The organism is Vibrio sp. HI00D65, assembly GCF_001635455.1.
GTDB lineage: Bacteria > Pseudomonadota > Gammaproteobacteria > Enterobacterales > Vibrionaceae > Vibrio.
Window position 1 is genome coordinate 305,414 of the sequence record NZ_LWEH01000364.1, and the last position, 16,363, is coordinate 321,776.

Sequence of the window (16,363 nt, forward strand, 5' to 3'; positions counted from 1 at the left end):
TTCCTAAATATTAGGTTTAGTTAAGTGTTGGTAGCCTGTATCAGCGAGCGCTGTTTCCATGGTTTCAAGAACCTGTGTACTTATCTTTGAGCTTAGGATATCAGACTCAAGTTTTCCCTCTAAGACAAGTTGCGAAAAGTGCTCGATTTGATACTCGAACCCATTACCTTGAACGGGGTGCTCGATGGTGAAGGTTTCTTGTTTGTACTCCACCGTTATATGGGCTGGGTTCCACCACTTCTCTTTAATTGTAATGGCGATATCTGGGCCCGTTAATCGCGCTGCACGTGGCAGGTTTCTTACCGTCGAAGCCGATATGGTCGCGTTGATCTCTCCAGAGAACTGGAAGCACGAATCGGTATCTACATTCGAACCTTCATAGAGGCTCGACATTTCGACTTTAGGTAGAGGAGGCGTAATTTTAAGAGTGCGACATAAATCGTAGAAGAACCACAGACCATACACTCCAACATCAAGTGTTGCCCCGCCGGCTAAATCCGGGTTGAAGATAAACAGGTTAGGGTCGTAGTCGTGCTCATTACCAAAGCTGGCTTCTACCGAATCAAGCTTAATCTGGTTGCTGGTTAAAAACGATGTAAGCTCGCGATAAGCTGGGAACACCACGGTCTTCATCGCCTCTAGCAACATTACGCGATTTTGTTCAGCTATGGCTTTCATTTCTAACCAATCACTAAGGTTGGTAAAGGCTGGTTTTTCTACCAATACGTGCTTGTTGTGGCTGAGAAATAGTTTGGCTAGCGGTTTGTGGTACGGATGGACCGTGGCAATGTACACAGCTTCAACATCGGGATCTTGAGCCATGGCTTCATAAGATCCATAAGCTTTATCGCAATCAAACTTATTAGCAAAAAGAGCCGCTCTTGATTGGTTGCGTGCGGACACTGCGTAGAGTTCGCCAAATGAGCAGTGCTCTGTTAGCGATGTGGCGAATCTATTCGCGATATTGCCGAGCCCTGCGATACCCCATTTAATCTTACGTTGTGTGTCATTCATCACTTACTCCAATCGTTGTTTTGTCTCAGTTTACTTAGGGCGTCACAAACAAATAGAGAACAGATCTTTCAATCTGTTCTCTATTTTTATTATTTTAACCGAAGCGGTGGCTTTAGCTTTGTGCGGAACGCCTCCAATCCGCGAGGGCTTTAATATGTTTTGGTCCGATTCCACAACACCCGCCAATAATGTTCGCGCCAAGGGCATGCCAGCGTTTTGCATAGGCTAAGTAACCTTGGCCATCTAACTCGCGCATTTCTTGAAGCATATCATTCGCTTCATGTTCACTGCTGATCGGCGCAAAGTTATTTGCATAGACACCGATTTCTAGATCTTGGCCTAACTCATCCATTACCTGTTTGGTATCGATAATCGCTTGATCCATCACTTCCGGTACCGAGCAGTTAAACATGATGCCTGTCGCGTTAGACTGACAAACCAGCTTGACGGCTTCTTTTACGCTCTCACCTGAACGAATAGATGCAGAATCTCCTTTGGTATCTTCTAAACTAAAGGCGTAGTAACACGGTTTCGTTGATTGCTTGAGTACCCCATGAATGGATTCAAACTCTTGTGCGCTGCATAGGGTTTCGACTAACCACAGATCGATATTTGGTTTTTGTGCATCGTAGAGGGTTTGAATGATATATGCCGCTTCTTCGGCTTTGAATAAGTCTGGTCGGTAGCTGCCAAATGGCGGTGGAACAGAGCCTGCCACTTTGACCGTGTGAGGCGCTTGGTCAGCAACTGCTCTAGCTAATTTGCCAGACAGCGCTGCTAGCTCAAATCCTCTTTGTGCAAACAGTTCTTCACCTAAATGAAAAGGCACACACGCATAGCTATTAGTGGTTATGATTTCAGCGCCTGCATCGATAAAGTTTTGGTGCGCTTGGCTAACAAAATCTGGGGCTTCAATCAGCGCTTGAGCGCTCCAAAGAGGCTGTGAGAATGGCGCGCTAATTTCTTTGAGCTCTCGGCCCATGCCGCCATCAAGTATGGTGAGTGTTTTCATATTCAATACTATCTAAAACAATTGCTGAAGTTCTGCTGTCACCATATCAGACAACCTTGCTTGACTAAAGCTGTCCAAACGCTAGGTTATTAACTAAGCCGATACCGCATTTGTGGTAATAATAAATAATGCACCTCTGGCGCTATGTTGTATTGGATTAGGGGGATATATTATTAGGGCCAATGATTAACTTGAACCCAACAAGCTGCAGAGGAGAGTGCATTGAAGTTAACGAATAAGCTCGTGCGTTACCCGCACATTGATGTCGATCGTGTGTTTGAAAAAGAAGGTGAGCTACTGCAGCAAATACAGAATGGTGAGATTGGACAAGCCTTAATGTTGTGGCAAGCCAAAACGCCGACACTTGTTTTACCTGCAGGTAAAAAGTGGCCAGTGACGTTGGAGTCTAGAAAGCAGCTTGAAGCACAAGGCTGGCAACTCTCTTCGCGTAAAACGGGTGGTGCTCCCGTTCCCCAGCTACCGGGTGTGATTAACCTATCGCACATTTATCATTGGCCGAGCGATGAAGCGTATAATATTCAAAAAGCCTATCTGCATTTATGTGATGTATTAACTCAATTTTTTAGAGAGTTAGGCGTTGATGTCGATGTGCACGCAACTCCAGGTTCTTATTGCGATGGCGATTACAATCTTAACATCAACAAGCAAAAAATAGTGGGGACGGCTCAACGTGTTTTGCTGAAACGAGGAGGCGGTCAAATAGTACTGTCCCAAGCCTGTATCTTGTTAGATGCAGACTTAGAATACATCGTTGAGCCAGTGAACTTTTACAATCAAATTTGCGGTAACCCAACCGTGGTAGAGGCACACGTTCACACTATTTTATCTGAACATGTGACGCCCATGCCCAATGTAGATTCACTCTTTCAGCAGCTGAGCCAAGCTTTTATTAAGCATGTATAATAATTATTTGTAAGCTAGGCTACCAATTTACAGGTGCTGGGGCTCCTAAACTTTGAGTGCCTTGAAATCGACACTCTGTTAATACGTCACGTAATTTTGCTACTCAATGTGTAGAGGTTTTACTGCCATCGTGTTGGACAGACTATTCGAAATTTTTCCGATGCAGCGATACGTTAATAAGTCTGAAAACAGTTGAATCTGAAGACAGAACTATAAAAGAGGCCTCAAAATGAGGCCGTTTTTGTTTTTGTTTTTGATTGTTCCACTTTTGTTGAGAGCCAAAGTGAAATTATGCTGAACTCAGCTCGCTCGTTGTCGTCGACGTTTTTGACGTGAACTTTTGAGCATCTTTGTTGGTGATAAACCGGTCACCAGCATGGTGCCTGTGATAACCAAGACAGAGCCAATCATAGTATTAATACCGATGGCCTCATCTAAGAATAAGTTACCCCAAAGGATTCCAAATACAGGAATTAGAAAGGTGACTGAAAGCGCCGAAGGCGCACCAAGCTCATTGATGAGATTAAAGTAAAGCAGATACGCTAACCCGGTACATACTGCACCTAATAAGATGACCGATGCAGTGATAGTGAGATCGGGGGCTTCTCGCATAGGTATGAAAAATACAAATGGCAGTACGATTAACACCGCTGCCCACATGCTGCCGTGCGCGTTATTGAAGGCTTCAACCTTAGGGGCTGTTTTGGTGTAGTTAGAGGCGATACCGTAGCTAAATGCGGCCATCACCGCTGCAAAAATTGGAATAATGGCTTCTTGTCCGATATTGAACGCATCCCATCCAACCAACACTGTCACGCCCGTCACACCAATGCCTAGCCCAAGCAACACTTTGCTCTCAAGTGCAGTTTTGGTCCATATCGCACCTATGATCGCCGCCCATATCGGTGCTGTGGAGTTCAAAATCGCAAGGGTTGAAGCATTCAAAGTTTGAGCAGCATAAGCGAAACACAAAAAAGGAAGTGCGGTGTTAAATAAACCAAGAATGAAAAAGTGTTTCGAGTGAGCATTAAATGAGAGCTTTCCTTTTAGATAAAAAGAAACCAAAAGTAGGGTGATTGCCGCGCACAAAACTCGCGCTTCAATTAGGACCGCAGGGCCTAAAGGATTCGCTGCAATTCTCATAAAAAGGAACGAGCCTCCCCATATAGCAGCTAGCATGATCAGTTTAAAATAGCTCACAGTTTGAATCTCGATTGTGTAAAACACCGACTATGGATTAAAGCTATCTATTTCACAAATTGATATGCCAATATTGCGCAGTGGTTGGATGAAATATCACCAAATAAATAGGAAGGTATTTGACGTTTTCTGTTCTGTTTATTGCGCATTATTTACAGAGAAATCTGATGCTAAATATCGACATTCACATAGGTATAACCGCACTAAAAGCAATTACAGTGGCACCGTTCGAAAGCTAAGTATTGATCACTCTGTGGACAATCGATAACTCGGAATCATGCGTGGATTTTCGATACCACCTTCGTTCCTCCCTTCTAATTTGTAGAAAATTACCCTTAACCATTGGTCTATAAGGGAAATGGAATGAAGCTAACTCAAACTAAACGGGCTACAGTAGCGCGGTAAGAGCAGGGACCCACGCGACAGTTCCGATTCATCCTTTCTATGTGCCCTGTTTTGCTTACCAATAATATCGTTGGCAGGTCAAATTGAGGTCTGAGCAGTTAATTGGAATAAGATAAAAGTATATAAAGTACTTTTCACTATATACGAAGATTTATTTTAATAACCAACAGGTGAAAAATAAATTTTGACAAATTTAACGAGAGTTGAAATTTATTCGATAATAAGCGAGATATCGGATATTCCTTTTTACTTTAAGGGGTAAACGGCTAACAAATTATTCCAAATAATAAAAAACTTTCTAAAAGCACTGATAGTCTTAACATTAAAGGTGTTTATTGATGCGAGTCACAACAAATAAACAGTCTAGATTTTATAAAAACTAATCCTTTTTCAATTTGTGAAGTGGTGATTACCTGAATATCATTGAATTAATATCTCTATTGTCAATATAGGCGTCTGATTTATTTGGGTATTACTTTTCATTTGGTTTTGTGTCCTAGTTGGATTTAGCAAGGTTTAGAAATTTTACATTGATGAAGTGATTAATTAACTTGGCGCTGTCCGTTTAATCAATTAAATGGGTTGTAAGTAATAGTTATCGGTATGGTCAATGGCGTTTACAAATTTGATGATGTGAAACTTGAATAAGGCAAAGACCTTAAGATGATTTAATTATCAAAAAACTGTCATATCTAAAGGTAACTGTACTTTTTATTTAATTTCTTAACGAATAATGTTGAGGGTCAATACTATGAAGTTATCGATGAAGAAGTCATTGTTATTAGCAATGTCGGCATGTGTTTTTTCTAATGTAAGTGTTGCTGCCATTAATGGTGATTATCATGTGGTCGACGATGATCTGACTGCTGATCATAATGAAAGCAATGGTGTACCAATGCCTTTTTATGCTAACGGAAGAATGCAGTCAAAACTCAGCGTTTCTGTTTCTTTTGCGGATAGCTACGGCAGACCAGTGACCGTATCTAAGAGTGACTTAGAGGGAGCGATATCTTTTTACCTAAAGAATAGTGGGCAGGAGTTAGGGAAAGATAAGGACTGCAGTTACGGAAGAGGTTGTTGGGGATACACATTGAACCCAAATGACTACTCTCACCAAATGGGCAGCAGTTACGGTTACTCGAAGACCCTTCCTACGTCTCGTGTGTCAGCCAGTGATACTAAATTAACCGCTTGGGTTTATAGCAACGAAGTCGCTCAATACCGTGAAGTGTGTATGAAGGTTAAGTTCGATGCCGGAAGCCAATATGACAGCAATTACTACGATAGCTGTGCCTTCCCGAATGAAAGCAGTGCGTTCTACCAAAGCGTGCAGCCTAAGTCTTACAGCGCCGCTGATTTTTCTGATCTTGGGGAAGGCGAATTGGTGTGGGAAGAAGCCAACGCCGACGGGTTCTATTTTGATAAAGCAGAGATGCGTAACTTTTATGTGACGCCGAAAGATACGTCCGTTCAACTGGTTCAGGTTGCTATGGATAACTTTGACGAGTCGGATAGCGATAAAGTGTTCCTAAACGATGAATGGCTGGGCTGCTACTCAGATTGCCCTGACGACAATCGCTCTGTGAAAGGTTATATATTTGTTCCAGGTTCAGAACGCAAAGTCTCTGATGAGTATGTCTGGAATAGTGCTGCTGGTGAAGGCCGAACTGCTGTGTGGCGTGTTAACCAACAGCTAAGATCAGTGACTCTTAGCAAGCTGTTATATTCGAACAACGGAACGTCAAACAACGATTCGCAAAAAGAGTACCGATTTACTGTATTTGACCAATACGGTAACAAGGGACCATTGAAGCTTATTTATCCTCAAAGTGAATTCACTGGTGGTGGTCAGAAGTGGGATTACACCCGTTGGACCCTAGTTAGCCAATAACATTCGAACAAAACAGAGTTAGCTCAACCATTTGGGCTAACTCATCCACTTTAGGGGAAATTTATGTCTAATTGGACTTCAAATGCTTTTAACTTTGATAGTTTTTGTTCGGGCGGTGTAGACCAAAGGACCAGAAGCTACTCATACCAAATCTTACTTGGCTCTCTTATTGGTAATTGGCTCAAGGGACCAAACCTCGATATCTCCATTCAATTCTCACCATACTCAGCAGATAACCTTGGTTTTGGTAAAGGCTGGAAGTTAAATCTTCCGAGATACGATATTGAAAATAAACAACTCTATCTAGCCAACGGGCAATCTTATCGCGCTGAATTAAATGCCAATCTAGAAATGAGTGTTCGTTACAAAAAGTTGCTCGATTTTTCGGTATCGTCTAGCGCGAATGGTTACGAGATTACTTATAAAAATGGCCGTACTGATATTTTAGATAAAGATGGTGACATCATTAAGGTACTCCAAAGTAATGGGCATGCTCTCTATTTTTCTTGGCTCAATGTTGGTGGCAAGAAACGCTTGGAAAAAATTTGGGACGATAGAACAAACAAGCAAACAGCGCTGTTGTGGATTGAATATGTGAGCGCAGGTCGCGTTAATGTCTTTACTAATCTTGGTAGTACTCATGAGGCTTTTTTCAGTTTAACGCTAAACAACAGTAAGCTGGTTAAATGCAACTTACCCGAGCGCGCCGGTAACTATAGTTTTGGCTATAAAAACATTGGCCCGTACACGTTAATTGAGGAAGTGGTTCACCCTTGTGGCCTAACAGAAATACTGAGATACAAAGCGGACGGAATTCGAATAAATTCGATGACCTATTTACCCGCGGTGACTTCTCATGATGTGCTGACCCTCAACTCTCCTGTCATTACGACGACCTATGACAGCATTGGTACCGATAGTCGTAATTTTATGGGGTACGGCTCGCCCGGTGGAGAATTGAGTGAAGGGCTTGATAATTTGCTGGAGCGCGGCAGAGAGTACAGCTATCGCGTACAAAAAATTGAAAATGGCTCTATTGTCACAGCTCAAACCTACAATCAATTCCACTTGCTTGTTGAAGAAGCTCGACACGTCGATGGCAACCTGGTTCATTTGAAAAGGTTGGACTATCCCGCCCTTGATAATCAAGAGTTTTCTGCTCAACCCGCTCAGTACTCATTGATCAGTAAAGAGGAGCAGGTTTGGTTCTCTGGATCGGATAGCCAAGCTCAAAATAGATTCTGGGACTATGACGAATACGGCAACATGCTCAGGTTTGTCGACGAAAATAGTATTACAGAACACTATGAATACTATGCTAAAAATGGAGAGGAGGGCTGCCCTGCGTCACCAACTGGCATGGTTAATTTCGTTAAATCTCGCACGTTAGACAATGGCTCTGAACAAAGAGTGATTACTTACCAGTATGCTTCTCTAGAGGGGTTAAGTGGTCAGCGAGACGTAGTGCTGAGCCTAGAAGAAGATACACAGCGTTACCAAACTCATTACGCCTATCAAACCGAAACAAGTGATGCCTATTCATTTAGCCGACTGGCTTCGGTACAAAATGACATTCTTCACCCTAACGGTGTGTACTCTGCTACTTCACGTTATCAGTATGCATTGGATAATGATGTTCTTGAAGAACACGAAGAGCTTACTTGTCATGATAATTCGAAAACCAATCTCGTTGTTGGTCACTACCTTGATATTGGTGAGTTAGCGCGACATGTCGACTCTGACGGTGTCAGCTGTTCATTTGCTTATGACACGCTTCGACGAACCACCGAAGAGCGAATTGAAGGAAGTGCTTCCCGTTCGTACCAATACATTGTTGATACTGGTTTGAGTCGACAAACTCTGCTGTTAACTGACTGCAAAGGTAACTTGTGTGAGCAGAGTTGGGATGGTCAAGGACGGGAATTAGAAGCCAAGGTTGGAAGCTCAGTCATATGGACCAAAATGTACGATGCGTTTGGTAGGCTGCAAAGCAAGAGTACCTATGATGTGCTGCCTGATCGAAACTCCAGATCAACGCCTGTAGTGTTAACTGAGAGCTATGAATACGATGATTGGGGGCAGGTTAAATCTACGTTGCTTGCTAACGGAAAGCGTCGCGTTGAATTTAACAACCTTGCATCGCGTAAGAAAACTCAGGGCATTGAAGGCTTAACCATGACGGTGAGCTCTCTGAACACTTGGGGCCTTGAAGATAAAAAAGAGCAGGGGATTCATAGCTGGGATTATGAGTATGATTCGTGGGGGAGGCTGATCAAAGAAACCAACCCGCTTGCTCAATCTAAGCACTACCATTACGACCGATTTGATCGCGTGATTCGCATGACTCAATCGAACGGTGTCGATCACAACATCACCTACGCTGAGCATACCGATCAGTCACAGGTTGTCGACCTGAAGATTGGTGGGACAACGGTGGGGCAACGTGACATTGATGGCTTAGGACGTCAGCGATCACTACGACGCGGTGCGAGTGCTCAAGATGCGTTGAGTTGGTCCTACTCAGACAGCAGTAATATTCCTGAAACTGAAACTAGCTTGTCAGCGCCAGTGCGTCAGTTTACTCGCAATAGTCAGTTGGGTGTATTGAGCTCCAAGTCGTCTGATGGGCAGGTTGCTAACTATAGTCATGACCCAATATCCGGCTTGCAAACCGGGAGTCAAGATAGTGAAGGCAACCAAAGCACCATTACCTATTCGTCCAAGGGGTTGCCTGAAGTTGAGGTAAATGACGGACAGTCTCGTTACTACAGTTATTCAGATGGCGGGGTTATCGCTGCCGTTGATAGCGACACGGATACTCGCCAGTATGGCTATGATGAACTCGGACGTTTGGTGAAGCTGAGCTGCAATTCGACAACGGTATATTACGATTATGATGAGTTTGATCGGGTGATCGTCGAGACTTTAGTGTCTGGCAATCAAACCCAAATTACGGAGCTTGATTGGGATGAGTACAGCCGTGAAGTGAATCGCGCTGTTGCCTTGAATAACCATTATATCTTTGAGCAATCACAAGAATACAACGCGCTAGGTATGCTCGAATCTCGTACCAAAGAGTGTGCGACATTAGGCAACCTGACAGAAAGCTATAGCTATGACGAGCTTGCTCAGCTTACTAAGGTTGAATTCTTTGGGGCGGGGCCTTTGAGTGATTGGGGACAGCCTATGACTTCAATTGAGTGGAGCTACGATGAGCTGGGTAACATGTTGACTCAGCGTACATTGACGGCGGAATCTGAAGATTTCGCTCGTTATTTTTATGAGTCGGATGATCCTTGTCGGTTGACCAGTATTACGCACTCTCATCCACAACTCGATAGCCAAGTATCAATCCAGTACGACTTGAATGGCAACATGATTCAAGATGCGGATGGTCGAGTGCTTGAGTATGATAACTTTGACCGCCTACAGCGAGTGTTTGCGGACAATACCGAATGGTTATACCACTATGACAGCAACGACCGACTCTCGGCTCAGCAGTCTTCTTCGGAATCTCGTCACTTTAGTTATCTATGGGGTGATCTCTCAGCAATAGAGGAAAATGGTAAACTGACTCGGTATGTCTATCACGAAGGGGTACCAATATGGTCAGAGACAGGCTCGGAGACGACACTGTTAGCGACGGATCTAAATGGTTCTGTCATTGCTTCTAATACTTCAGGGAAAACGGGCTCGATGTACCGTTACTCTCCATATGGACAACGCGATCAAGCGGGGAATGCAAATGAAGAATAAAGACTCGGTATTTATTACCCCACTTAATCGCCGTCAGTTTCTGATTAAAATTGGTCAAACAGCGGCAGTGGCTGGTGGTATATCCCTGCTACCGACTTCCGTTCGTTTGGCGATGGCGCAGTCGATGACAATCTCTCATTCAGAGATTGGCTTCAATGGTGAGTGGCTAGACCCCGTGTTGCAAGGTTATCACTTAGGACAGGGCTATCGTGTTTACCAACCTAGGCTGATGCGTTTCAATGCCCCCGACAGTTTGGCGCCTTTTAATGAGGGTGTTCATAATGCTTATGTGTATTGTCACAATGATCCTATTAATTTTACTGACCCAAGTGGGCACCTGAATATCAGCAAGATCTTGTTTGGTGCTTTTGGTGTACTTGCTGGGATAGTTGGTATTGCATTGGCGGCACCTACTGGTGGCTCAAGCTTGGTGTTGGCGGCTGGTATCATCGGTGGTATTGCTGGGATGACCAGTGGCGCATTGCAAATCGCATCTGGTGTTATCGATGATGGTGACATTTCCCGTAAACTCGATATAGCGACGATTCCGTTCGATATAATTGGTGTGGTGAGTGGTGGATATTCGGCCTATAAGTCGGTTCAGAATCTGCGTTGGGTAAGAGCTGGTGGTGCTCTGGAAGATGTGACGCAGCCAGGCCTTGGTTCTCGCTTAATGAATAAAATTAGACCTTCTAGTGAGTACAATGTGGCATGGGCCAGTAAAACGAACCCGGCCATGCGCATAGGAAGCTCTGAGGGACGGGTGATAGCGACCAGAATGACTCAGGGCGGCAAGACGATGACGTACACGCCTCCGCCGATTCATGGTGGTTACACAAAGATCCTCCTTGGGCAAGTAAAGGTTGGTGCACGAGGTTATACCATCTATCAAGGTATAATGACGGCGCGCTCGATTGGCAGCTTGGGCTGGTCTACGGTCAAAACGATACCTGGGCGCTTGGATCATGAAAAGTCATCAGCGGATAATATGGTAACTGAAGGCAGAAGTGTTAATCCTGCTGCTAAGAAGACGCAAATGTACGCACTCGAAGAGACCAGACAGCGCATAAAATATGGTAATGAAGTACAGCAAATGATCCGTCAATTGCCATTGTCTTAGCCTAGTCTAATTTTTCTCGGTTTATGGTCAAAACTGAAGGTGTTTCTGAGGTGCCCATCTGAGCACCTCATTTACGTGGCAACTCCAAAAGGTACCAGAGAATTCGCTTAGGACGGTGAATCTCTCTTGTACCCTCAATTTTGACTCATCATGGCACGACCAAGAATCAAATTACCTCTTATTCTGCATCTGTTTATCCTCAAAAGCTTGAACTATTGACTAAGCCTGTTTTCTTACTTTAAGCCACTGGCCGCTTTGATAAACTTTTTAGCAGAGGACTGTCAAACTCAATACCATTCTGAGGCATTTCAGTTATTAGCGTTTTACAGCATCACCACTTGTTCAGTAAGTTGTGGAGTCAGTATGTTAGTTTGACTTATACCAGTTACCAAAAATTGGTTTCGAGAAATAAGCCAAAACTGCAATCAAAGAGATCTCGATAGAAACGGACCAGCAAACATGCCCAATCAGTTCACTCCACAGCTCATAGCCGTTGAGGTTCCATAACCAGCCTGTCTTTCCGTCCAGATAAGCAGGGTTACGGAACCCTAGTGCTGGAATTACAAGTCCATGCATCACAAGGGTAATAGCTAAACCATAAGCGGCACCAAACCACAACCTTACTTTTGGCCAGTAAGCTGATAGAGCAATATAGACAAATGCAAAAATAAAGCTAAATAACCAGTGATAGAGAACTACCGCTCCAGGTACGGTTACGGTTTGATAAATATAATCCAGAGAGTGAGCATCAACGCCGAACCATTGGCCCCACTCGTTGATATTTACGGCAGGTGGAGAAGCTTCACCTGGGATTCTAGGTGGCATTGGTGACTCAGCTCCAGACTTGACCATTGAGCTTATAGCTCCACCGATTAGTGTACCCCAAAGTAATATTTTTTTATTAATACGAACTATCATAATCAACCCTGATAAATAAAAAGAAGAAATACTCATAAATATATATAAATAGAGCAATACCTTTCAGACTTTAGCACTTTTTACAGGATTGAGTAGAAAATATTGAATATTCTAACATACATCTTTAGAAGGTTGTTTTACTGATAAACTACAGTGATATTTGGTAGCTTAATAGATGTGCTCCGTTTTTGACTCAGGCTCTTAGAGGGCGTCTGATAGGCACTTAGAAACCTCTTTAGCTTTTTCAACAAACCCTCATAGCATCGTTATGCTTCTTATACGTGGGGCTGCTCTTGGGAAGGAGCATAGACTTTGACGAATTTATAATTCAAAGAGAACTCTCATCATATAATCATCGCTCCAACCCGCCTTCTTCAGCTTCACTTTTTTGGCTTGGTGCACTACTGACACATTGCTAATGTATATTCAGAAAACATCTAAACGAGGCGATGTTTTCAATAGTAACATTTAAAGCGATACGAGAATTACTCTTTTAAAAACAACAAACAAAATATGATGTTGTTGGTATTCAACCCACCAATACTGGCGAATACAGTGGCCCAGAAGTTCGTAGTTTGGCAACAGGGAATGAATGTAGTAAGAAATGTCTACCGTGCCTTTTTCGTTGGTCACATAATGGCGCTCCATTGCTATGATTTTTCCTATTTTTAGCAATTTCTCCGCTAAATTATCGGGCTATTTGGTTTTTGTCTAAAACATTTACCTCTTTCGTTACGACAATGTTTTTTGCCTTTGATCTCGGTGACTAATTTTTATTTTCCCGTATCAGAAATCAACTTACGTCCCTGAGATTCGATGATTTAACACTTTTAGCTTAGACCTGGAACCTCGTATTGTATATGACGCTTTTTGGGGGCTGAATATTGTAACAATTATATTGGTTTTAAATAAATGTTCTTTATCTAAAATTGAAAAATCACACTCATATATTAATAGTATTAACACTTGGGCGGGGGAGGTTGAAATATAAAAAAGCCAATAATTGAAATTTATTTCTTATTTTTGTGTAAGATTAATTTAGTCTTACACAAAAAAGACCTTAAACTATGGATCACTTTTGAGTACTGTAGCATTATTTTGTCAAATAGTCGGTCTACCTCCTCCGGTGGGGGGGGGGAAAGAAGTTTTTACCTTCATTATTGAAGTTCAAGAAATCAACATTACTTAATTTCCAACTGGCCATTTATTGATGTTTAGTACTCTACCTGAGCACTATATTAAGAATTACCATCAAATAGAGATATACAGTGACAACTTATACAAACCATCGATTGGGTGATCATAAGATGCTTGTGCATGTGTGATGTGGAATCGACAACCCTTCGAACATTTGGATATAAATATAATCTATCAACAGGCGTTAAACCTCAGTGAGGTGTATGCCCAGGCTTCAATAAAGGCAACACGAGAACCAGTGCCTGAACCACAAATGAATAACTTGTTTTCAACAGCAATCAAAGCATAGAGTAAAGGTGGTCAAGAATGCCGTTAAATACCAATTCTAATGCAGTAAATAGCAGAAAACTCATCAAATGCGACTCTCATAAAAGACCACCTTAATCAAAGGTGGTCTCGATTGCGAAGTCGATCGTTTTATCGGTGTCAAACTTGTTGGTAATGCCTAAGCTCAACTTAAAGGGCGGCCTTCATAATCACCTGTCAGTGTTTTCAAAAACGCTTTGATAGCATCCACTTCTTCATCCGACATTTCCACTCCGACTTGGTATTTACCCATGTCATAGATAGCTTTTTCTAGCGTATCAGCATGACCATCGTGGAAGTATGGTGCTGTCAGTTCAATATTGCGCAAGGTTGGCACTTTGAACTTATGTTTGTCTTCTTTGTTGCCAGTGAAGTTGTAACGACCAAGGTCAGCATCCGTCATGTCGGTACCGCGGTGCGCAAAGTAATCCGCTTTCATGCCCATGGTTTCAAACGTTTCACCACCCATCGCTTCACCAGCGTGACAGGTTTGGCAATTGTGCTTCTTGAAGAGCATCAAGCCGTATTTCTCGTGCGAGTCCAGCGCCTTTGTATCACCCATCATATATTGGTCGAAGCGGCTGTTTGGTGTCCTTAGGGTTTTCTCAAATTCGGCAATCGCATCAGTAATATTGTTACCATTAATCTCACCTGAGTAAACCTTTTGGAACATCGCGACCATGTCTGGGTCTTGACTTAACTTATCAACGATTTCATCCCAATCCATAGAGCCCATTTCAATTGGGTTTAACGGAGGACCACCCGCCTGATCTTGCAGATCCGTAGCACGACCGTCCCAGAACTGAAGCTTGTTGTACACAGCATTAAACACGGTTGGCGCGTTGATGCCACCAACTTGAGCATGAATACCAACAGACGTTACGAGTCGGTCCACACCGCCTGTATCAAGGCTGTGGCATGATGCACATGAGACCGTATTGTCGCCTGAAAGTCGTGTGTCGTGGAAAAGCACCTTACCTAGTTCAACCTTGTCTGCGTCGGTTTCAAACGTAGTGTAAATTGGTTGTAGAACTTTGGTTTTACGTTCTTCAGATACCGGCGATTGTGCGTGGCGCTCAGTACGCTTTTCACGAATCCATTTCAGCAGCGTGTGTTTTTCATCTTTCGACATACTTGCAGACCAGTGCATGGTCAGGTAAATCGCTGGCGGCATAGAATCATCGTAGAGCACCTTCTCTAGACGAGCCAAAGCCACTTCTGAAACTGGATCGTTCTGCTTCACGTCATCCAGTAAATTCGTCATGTCAAAGTGACGCATGGCCACTTTCACATCCGTTTCCATAATTTGTTTTGCCACTGGCATTTCAGAATAGAAAGGCATTTCACTGCTCGGCGTATGACAGTAGCCACAACCTTTATCTGCCAATACCTTCATCGCTTGATAATCCAATGTCGACTGATCTAACGAACTGAATTGCGTCAGATTTTGTTGAGTCACTTTTTTATCGTCTTGGTTTACCATATAGACAGAACCGAAGTACGCCACCAAGCCAACTCCTACAATCCCTAGCGTTATTTTATTTTTATTCATCACTGTTCCCCTAAAATTAGTAGGGGCGAAAGTTATTGAAATGACGATATTTTTAAAAATGGGAAAAAGGAATTGATATTAATCGAATATTTAGATGAGCAACTAATTTAACATTTAAGGTTTGTGAAAACAGATACTTAGGGGAATGATTAAAAAACACAACATAAAAACAACAACTTAAAACCACAACCTTTATTGATCTTAGTCAAAAATGATGGGAGCACCAATATATTCGTCAAACATATTAAATTCGATTCAAAATAATTAAGAACGAAATAAAGTAGGAATTTGTGAAGGAAAAATAGACATAAAAAAGGCGGCTCTTGAGCTACCTTTTTTGCAAGTCAGCAAACTAAATTATGCTTTCTTAATATCTTTCACTGGGTAAGTTAGTGTTGCTTCGCAAGCCTAAACGCGTAAGTAGAAACCGCCGCTGCTTAGACCTGTAATAACCATTTCACCTAGATCGATACCTTTAGTAGCTACTACTACGTCACCAATTGAAAACATATTTAATACCTTGTTTATGTGGATTATGGCCCTGAATTTTTGGCGGTATTTAATCTGAAATCGCACCCTGAACCTAATCAGGTTTTTTGTCGTTGTGATTAACTTTTATTATTGCGATAAGCCCCATTTCTAAGAGCGTTAAAGGACTATGACGAAGTTCGCTTTTTCGAGCATAAACTTACTCGGAGTTCTGCTCATGAATTAGTCTAACCATATTGAGAGTGGTAATTGCTTCTGCTAGCACAGCCACTCCTACAAAAAGGTTTAGAACTTCCGAATCAGTGGCTGTTTAAAATACTTTTTAATCGATTGACGCGCAAAGGCTCATAAATAGTCAAAGTACTCAGGCATCCTATATTAAAAAGCCACTTCACTGGAAAAAGCTTTAAGGGACTCATCTTATCACCTAAATTTCGTGACCAAAAAATTTATTCATATCACTTGGATTTGGGTGTAAGGGCGGAGAGAGTCGCTCACTCCCCTGAGATTTAATAATTTATTACTACTATGATAGATAGAGATTTACATCAGAAGCTAATCTCCTCTATGATTTTTCTA

The 16,363-nt window shown here is 42.5% G+C and carries 9 protein-coding genes; 4 read left to right on the forward strand and 5 right to left on the reverse strand.

Going from position 1 to position 16,363, the window contains the following annotated elements; translation table 11 throughout:
* Nucleotides 1-3: 3 nt before the first annotated feature.
* Together A3712_RS21265 and A3712_RS21270 are read right to left on the reverse strand one after the other, a co-directional pair.
* Nucleotides 4-1,014: a Gfo/Idh/MocA family protein gene (locus tag A3712_RS21265; protein WP_063524962.1), complete on the reverse strand. Its 1,011-nt coding sequence runs from the start codon at nucleotides 1,012-1,014 to the stop codon at nucleotides 4-6.
* A gap of 112 nt (nucleotides 1,015-1,126) precedes the next feature.
* Nucleotides 1,127-2,026, reverse strand: coding sequence for a homocysteine S-methyltransferase family protein (locus A3712_RS21270; protein WP_063524963.1), 900 nt, complete (start codon nucleotides 2,024-2,026; stop codon nucleotides 1,127-1,129).
* A gap of 222 nt (nucleotides 2,027-2,248) precedes the next feature.
* Here A3712_RS21270 and A3712_RS21275 point away from each other — a divergent pair, with 222 nt between their 5' ends.
* On the forward strand, nucleotides 2,249-2,950 hold the full coding sequence (locus A3712_RS21275) for a lipoate--protein ligase family protein (RefSeq protein WP_063524964.1): 702 nt from the start codon (nucleotides 2,249-2,251) through the stop codon (nucleotides 2,948-2,950).
* A 300-nt stretch (nucleotides 2,951-3,250) separates the two neighbouring features.
* On the opposite strand, the gene A3712_RS21280 is transcribed toward A3712_RS21275, so the two are convergent.
* A complete protein-coding gene (locus tag A3712_RS21280; protein ID WP_231891854.1) occupies nucleotides 3,251-4,093 on the reverse strand; it encodes a DMT family transporter in 843 nt (280 codons plus the stop codon).
* Nucleotides 4,094-5,318: 1,225 nt separating this feature from the next.
* Here A3712_RS21280 and A3712_RS21285 point away from each other — a divergent pair.
* The 3 genes from A3712_RS21285 (at nucleotide 5,319) to A3712_RS21295 (ending at nucleotide 11,322) form a co-directional block, all read left to right on the forward strand.
* Nucleotides 5,319-6,446, forward strand: coding sequence for a hypothetical protein (locus A3712_RS21285; RefSeq protein WP_063524965.1), 1,128 nt, complete (start codon nucleotides 5,319-5,321; stop codon nucleotides 6,444-6,446).
* A gap of 63 nt (nucleotides 6,447-6,509) precedes the next feature.
* Complete coding sequence (locus A3712_RS21290) at nucleotides 6,510-10,202, forward strand: RHS repeat protein (RefSeq protein WP_063524966.1); 3,693 nt, start codon at nucleotides 6,510-6,512, stop codon at nucleotides 10,200-10,202.
* On the forward strand, nucleotides 10,192-11,322 hold the full coding sequence (locus A3712_RS21295; protein WP_063524988.1) for an RHS repeat-associated core domain-containing protein: 1,131 nt from the start codon (nucleotides 10,192-10,194) through the stop codon (nucleotides 11,320-11,322). The genes A3712_RS21290 and A3712_RS21295 overlap by 11 nt, the downstream gene beginning before the upstream one ends.
* A 366-nt stretch (nucleotides 11,323-11,688) precedes the next feature.
* Here the strand turns inward: A3712_RS21295 and A3712_RS21300 are convergent, their stop codons facing one another.
* Nucleotides 11,689-12,174 (reverse strand): DUF1440 domain-containing protein, encoded by a 486-nt coding sequence (locus A3712_RS21300; RefSeq protein ID WP_197465882.1) that lies wholly within the window; start codon nucleotides 12,172-12,174, stop codon nucleotides 11,689-11,691.
* Between the two features lie 1,714 nt (nucleotides 12,175-13,888).
* Nucleotides 13,889-15,295 carry a cytochrome c peroxidase gene (locus A3712_RS21310; RefSeq protein WP_063524969.1) on the reverse strand — a complete coding sequence of 469 codons (1,407 nt, stop codon included), beginning with the start codon at nucleotides 15,293-15,295 and terminating at the stop codon, nucleotides 13,889-13,891.
* Nucleotides 15,296-16,363: the final 1,068 nt, after the last annotated feature.

Excerpts from the sequence above, each read along its gene's own strand:
- A3712_RS21290 (WP_063524966.1), top strand. The coding sequence starts at position 6,510 with ATGTCTAATTGGACTTCAAATGCTTTTAACTTTGATAGTTTTTGTTCG.
- A3712_RS21280 (WP_231891854.1), bottom strand. The coding sequence starts at position 4,093 with ATGAGAATTGCAGCGAATCCTTTAGGCCCTGCGGTCCTAATTGAAGCG.
- A3712_RS21300 (WP_197465882.1), bottom strand. The coding sequence starts at position 12,174 with ATGGTCAAGTCTGGAGCTGAGTCACCAATGCCACCTAGAATCCCAGGT.
- A3712_RS21265 (WP_063524962.1), bottom strand. The coding sequence starts at position 1,014 with ATGAATGACACACAACGTAAGATTAAATGGGGTATCGCAGGGCTCGGC.
- A3712_RS21270 (WP_063524963.1), bottom strand. The coding sequence starts at position 2,026 with ATGAAAACACTCACCATACTTGATGGCGGCATGGGCCGAGAGCTCAAA.
- A3712_RS21285 (WP_063524965.1), top strand. The coding sequence starts at position 5,319 with ATGAAGAAGTCATTGTTATTAGCAATGTCGGCATGTGTTTTTTCTAAT.
- A3712_RS21295 (WP_063524988.1), top strand. The coding sequence starts at position 10,192 with ATGAAGAATAAAGACTCGGTATTTATTACCCCACTTAATCGCCGTCAG.
- A3712_RS21310 (WP_063524969.1), bottom strand. The coding sequence starts at position 15,295 with ATGAATAAAAATAAAATAACGCTAGGGATTGTAGGAGTTGGCTTGGTG.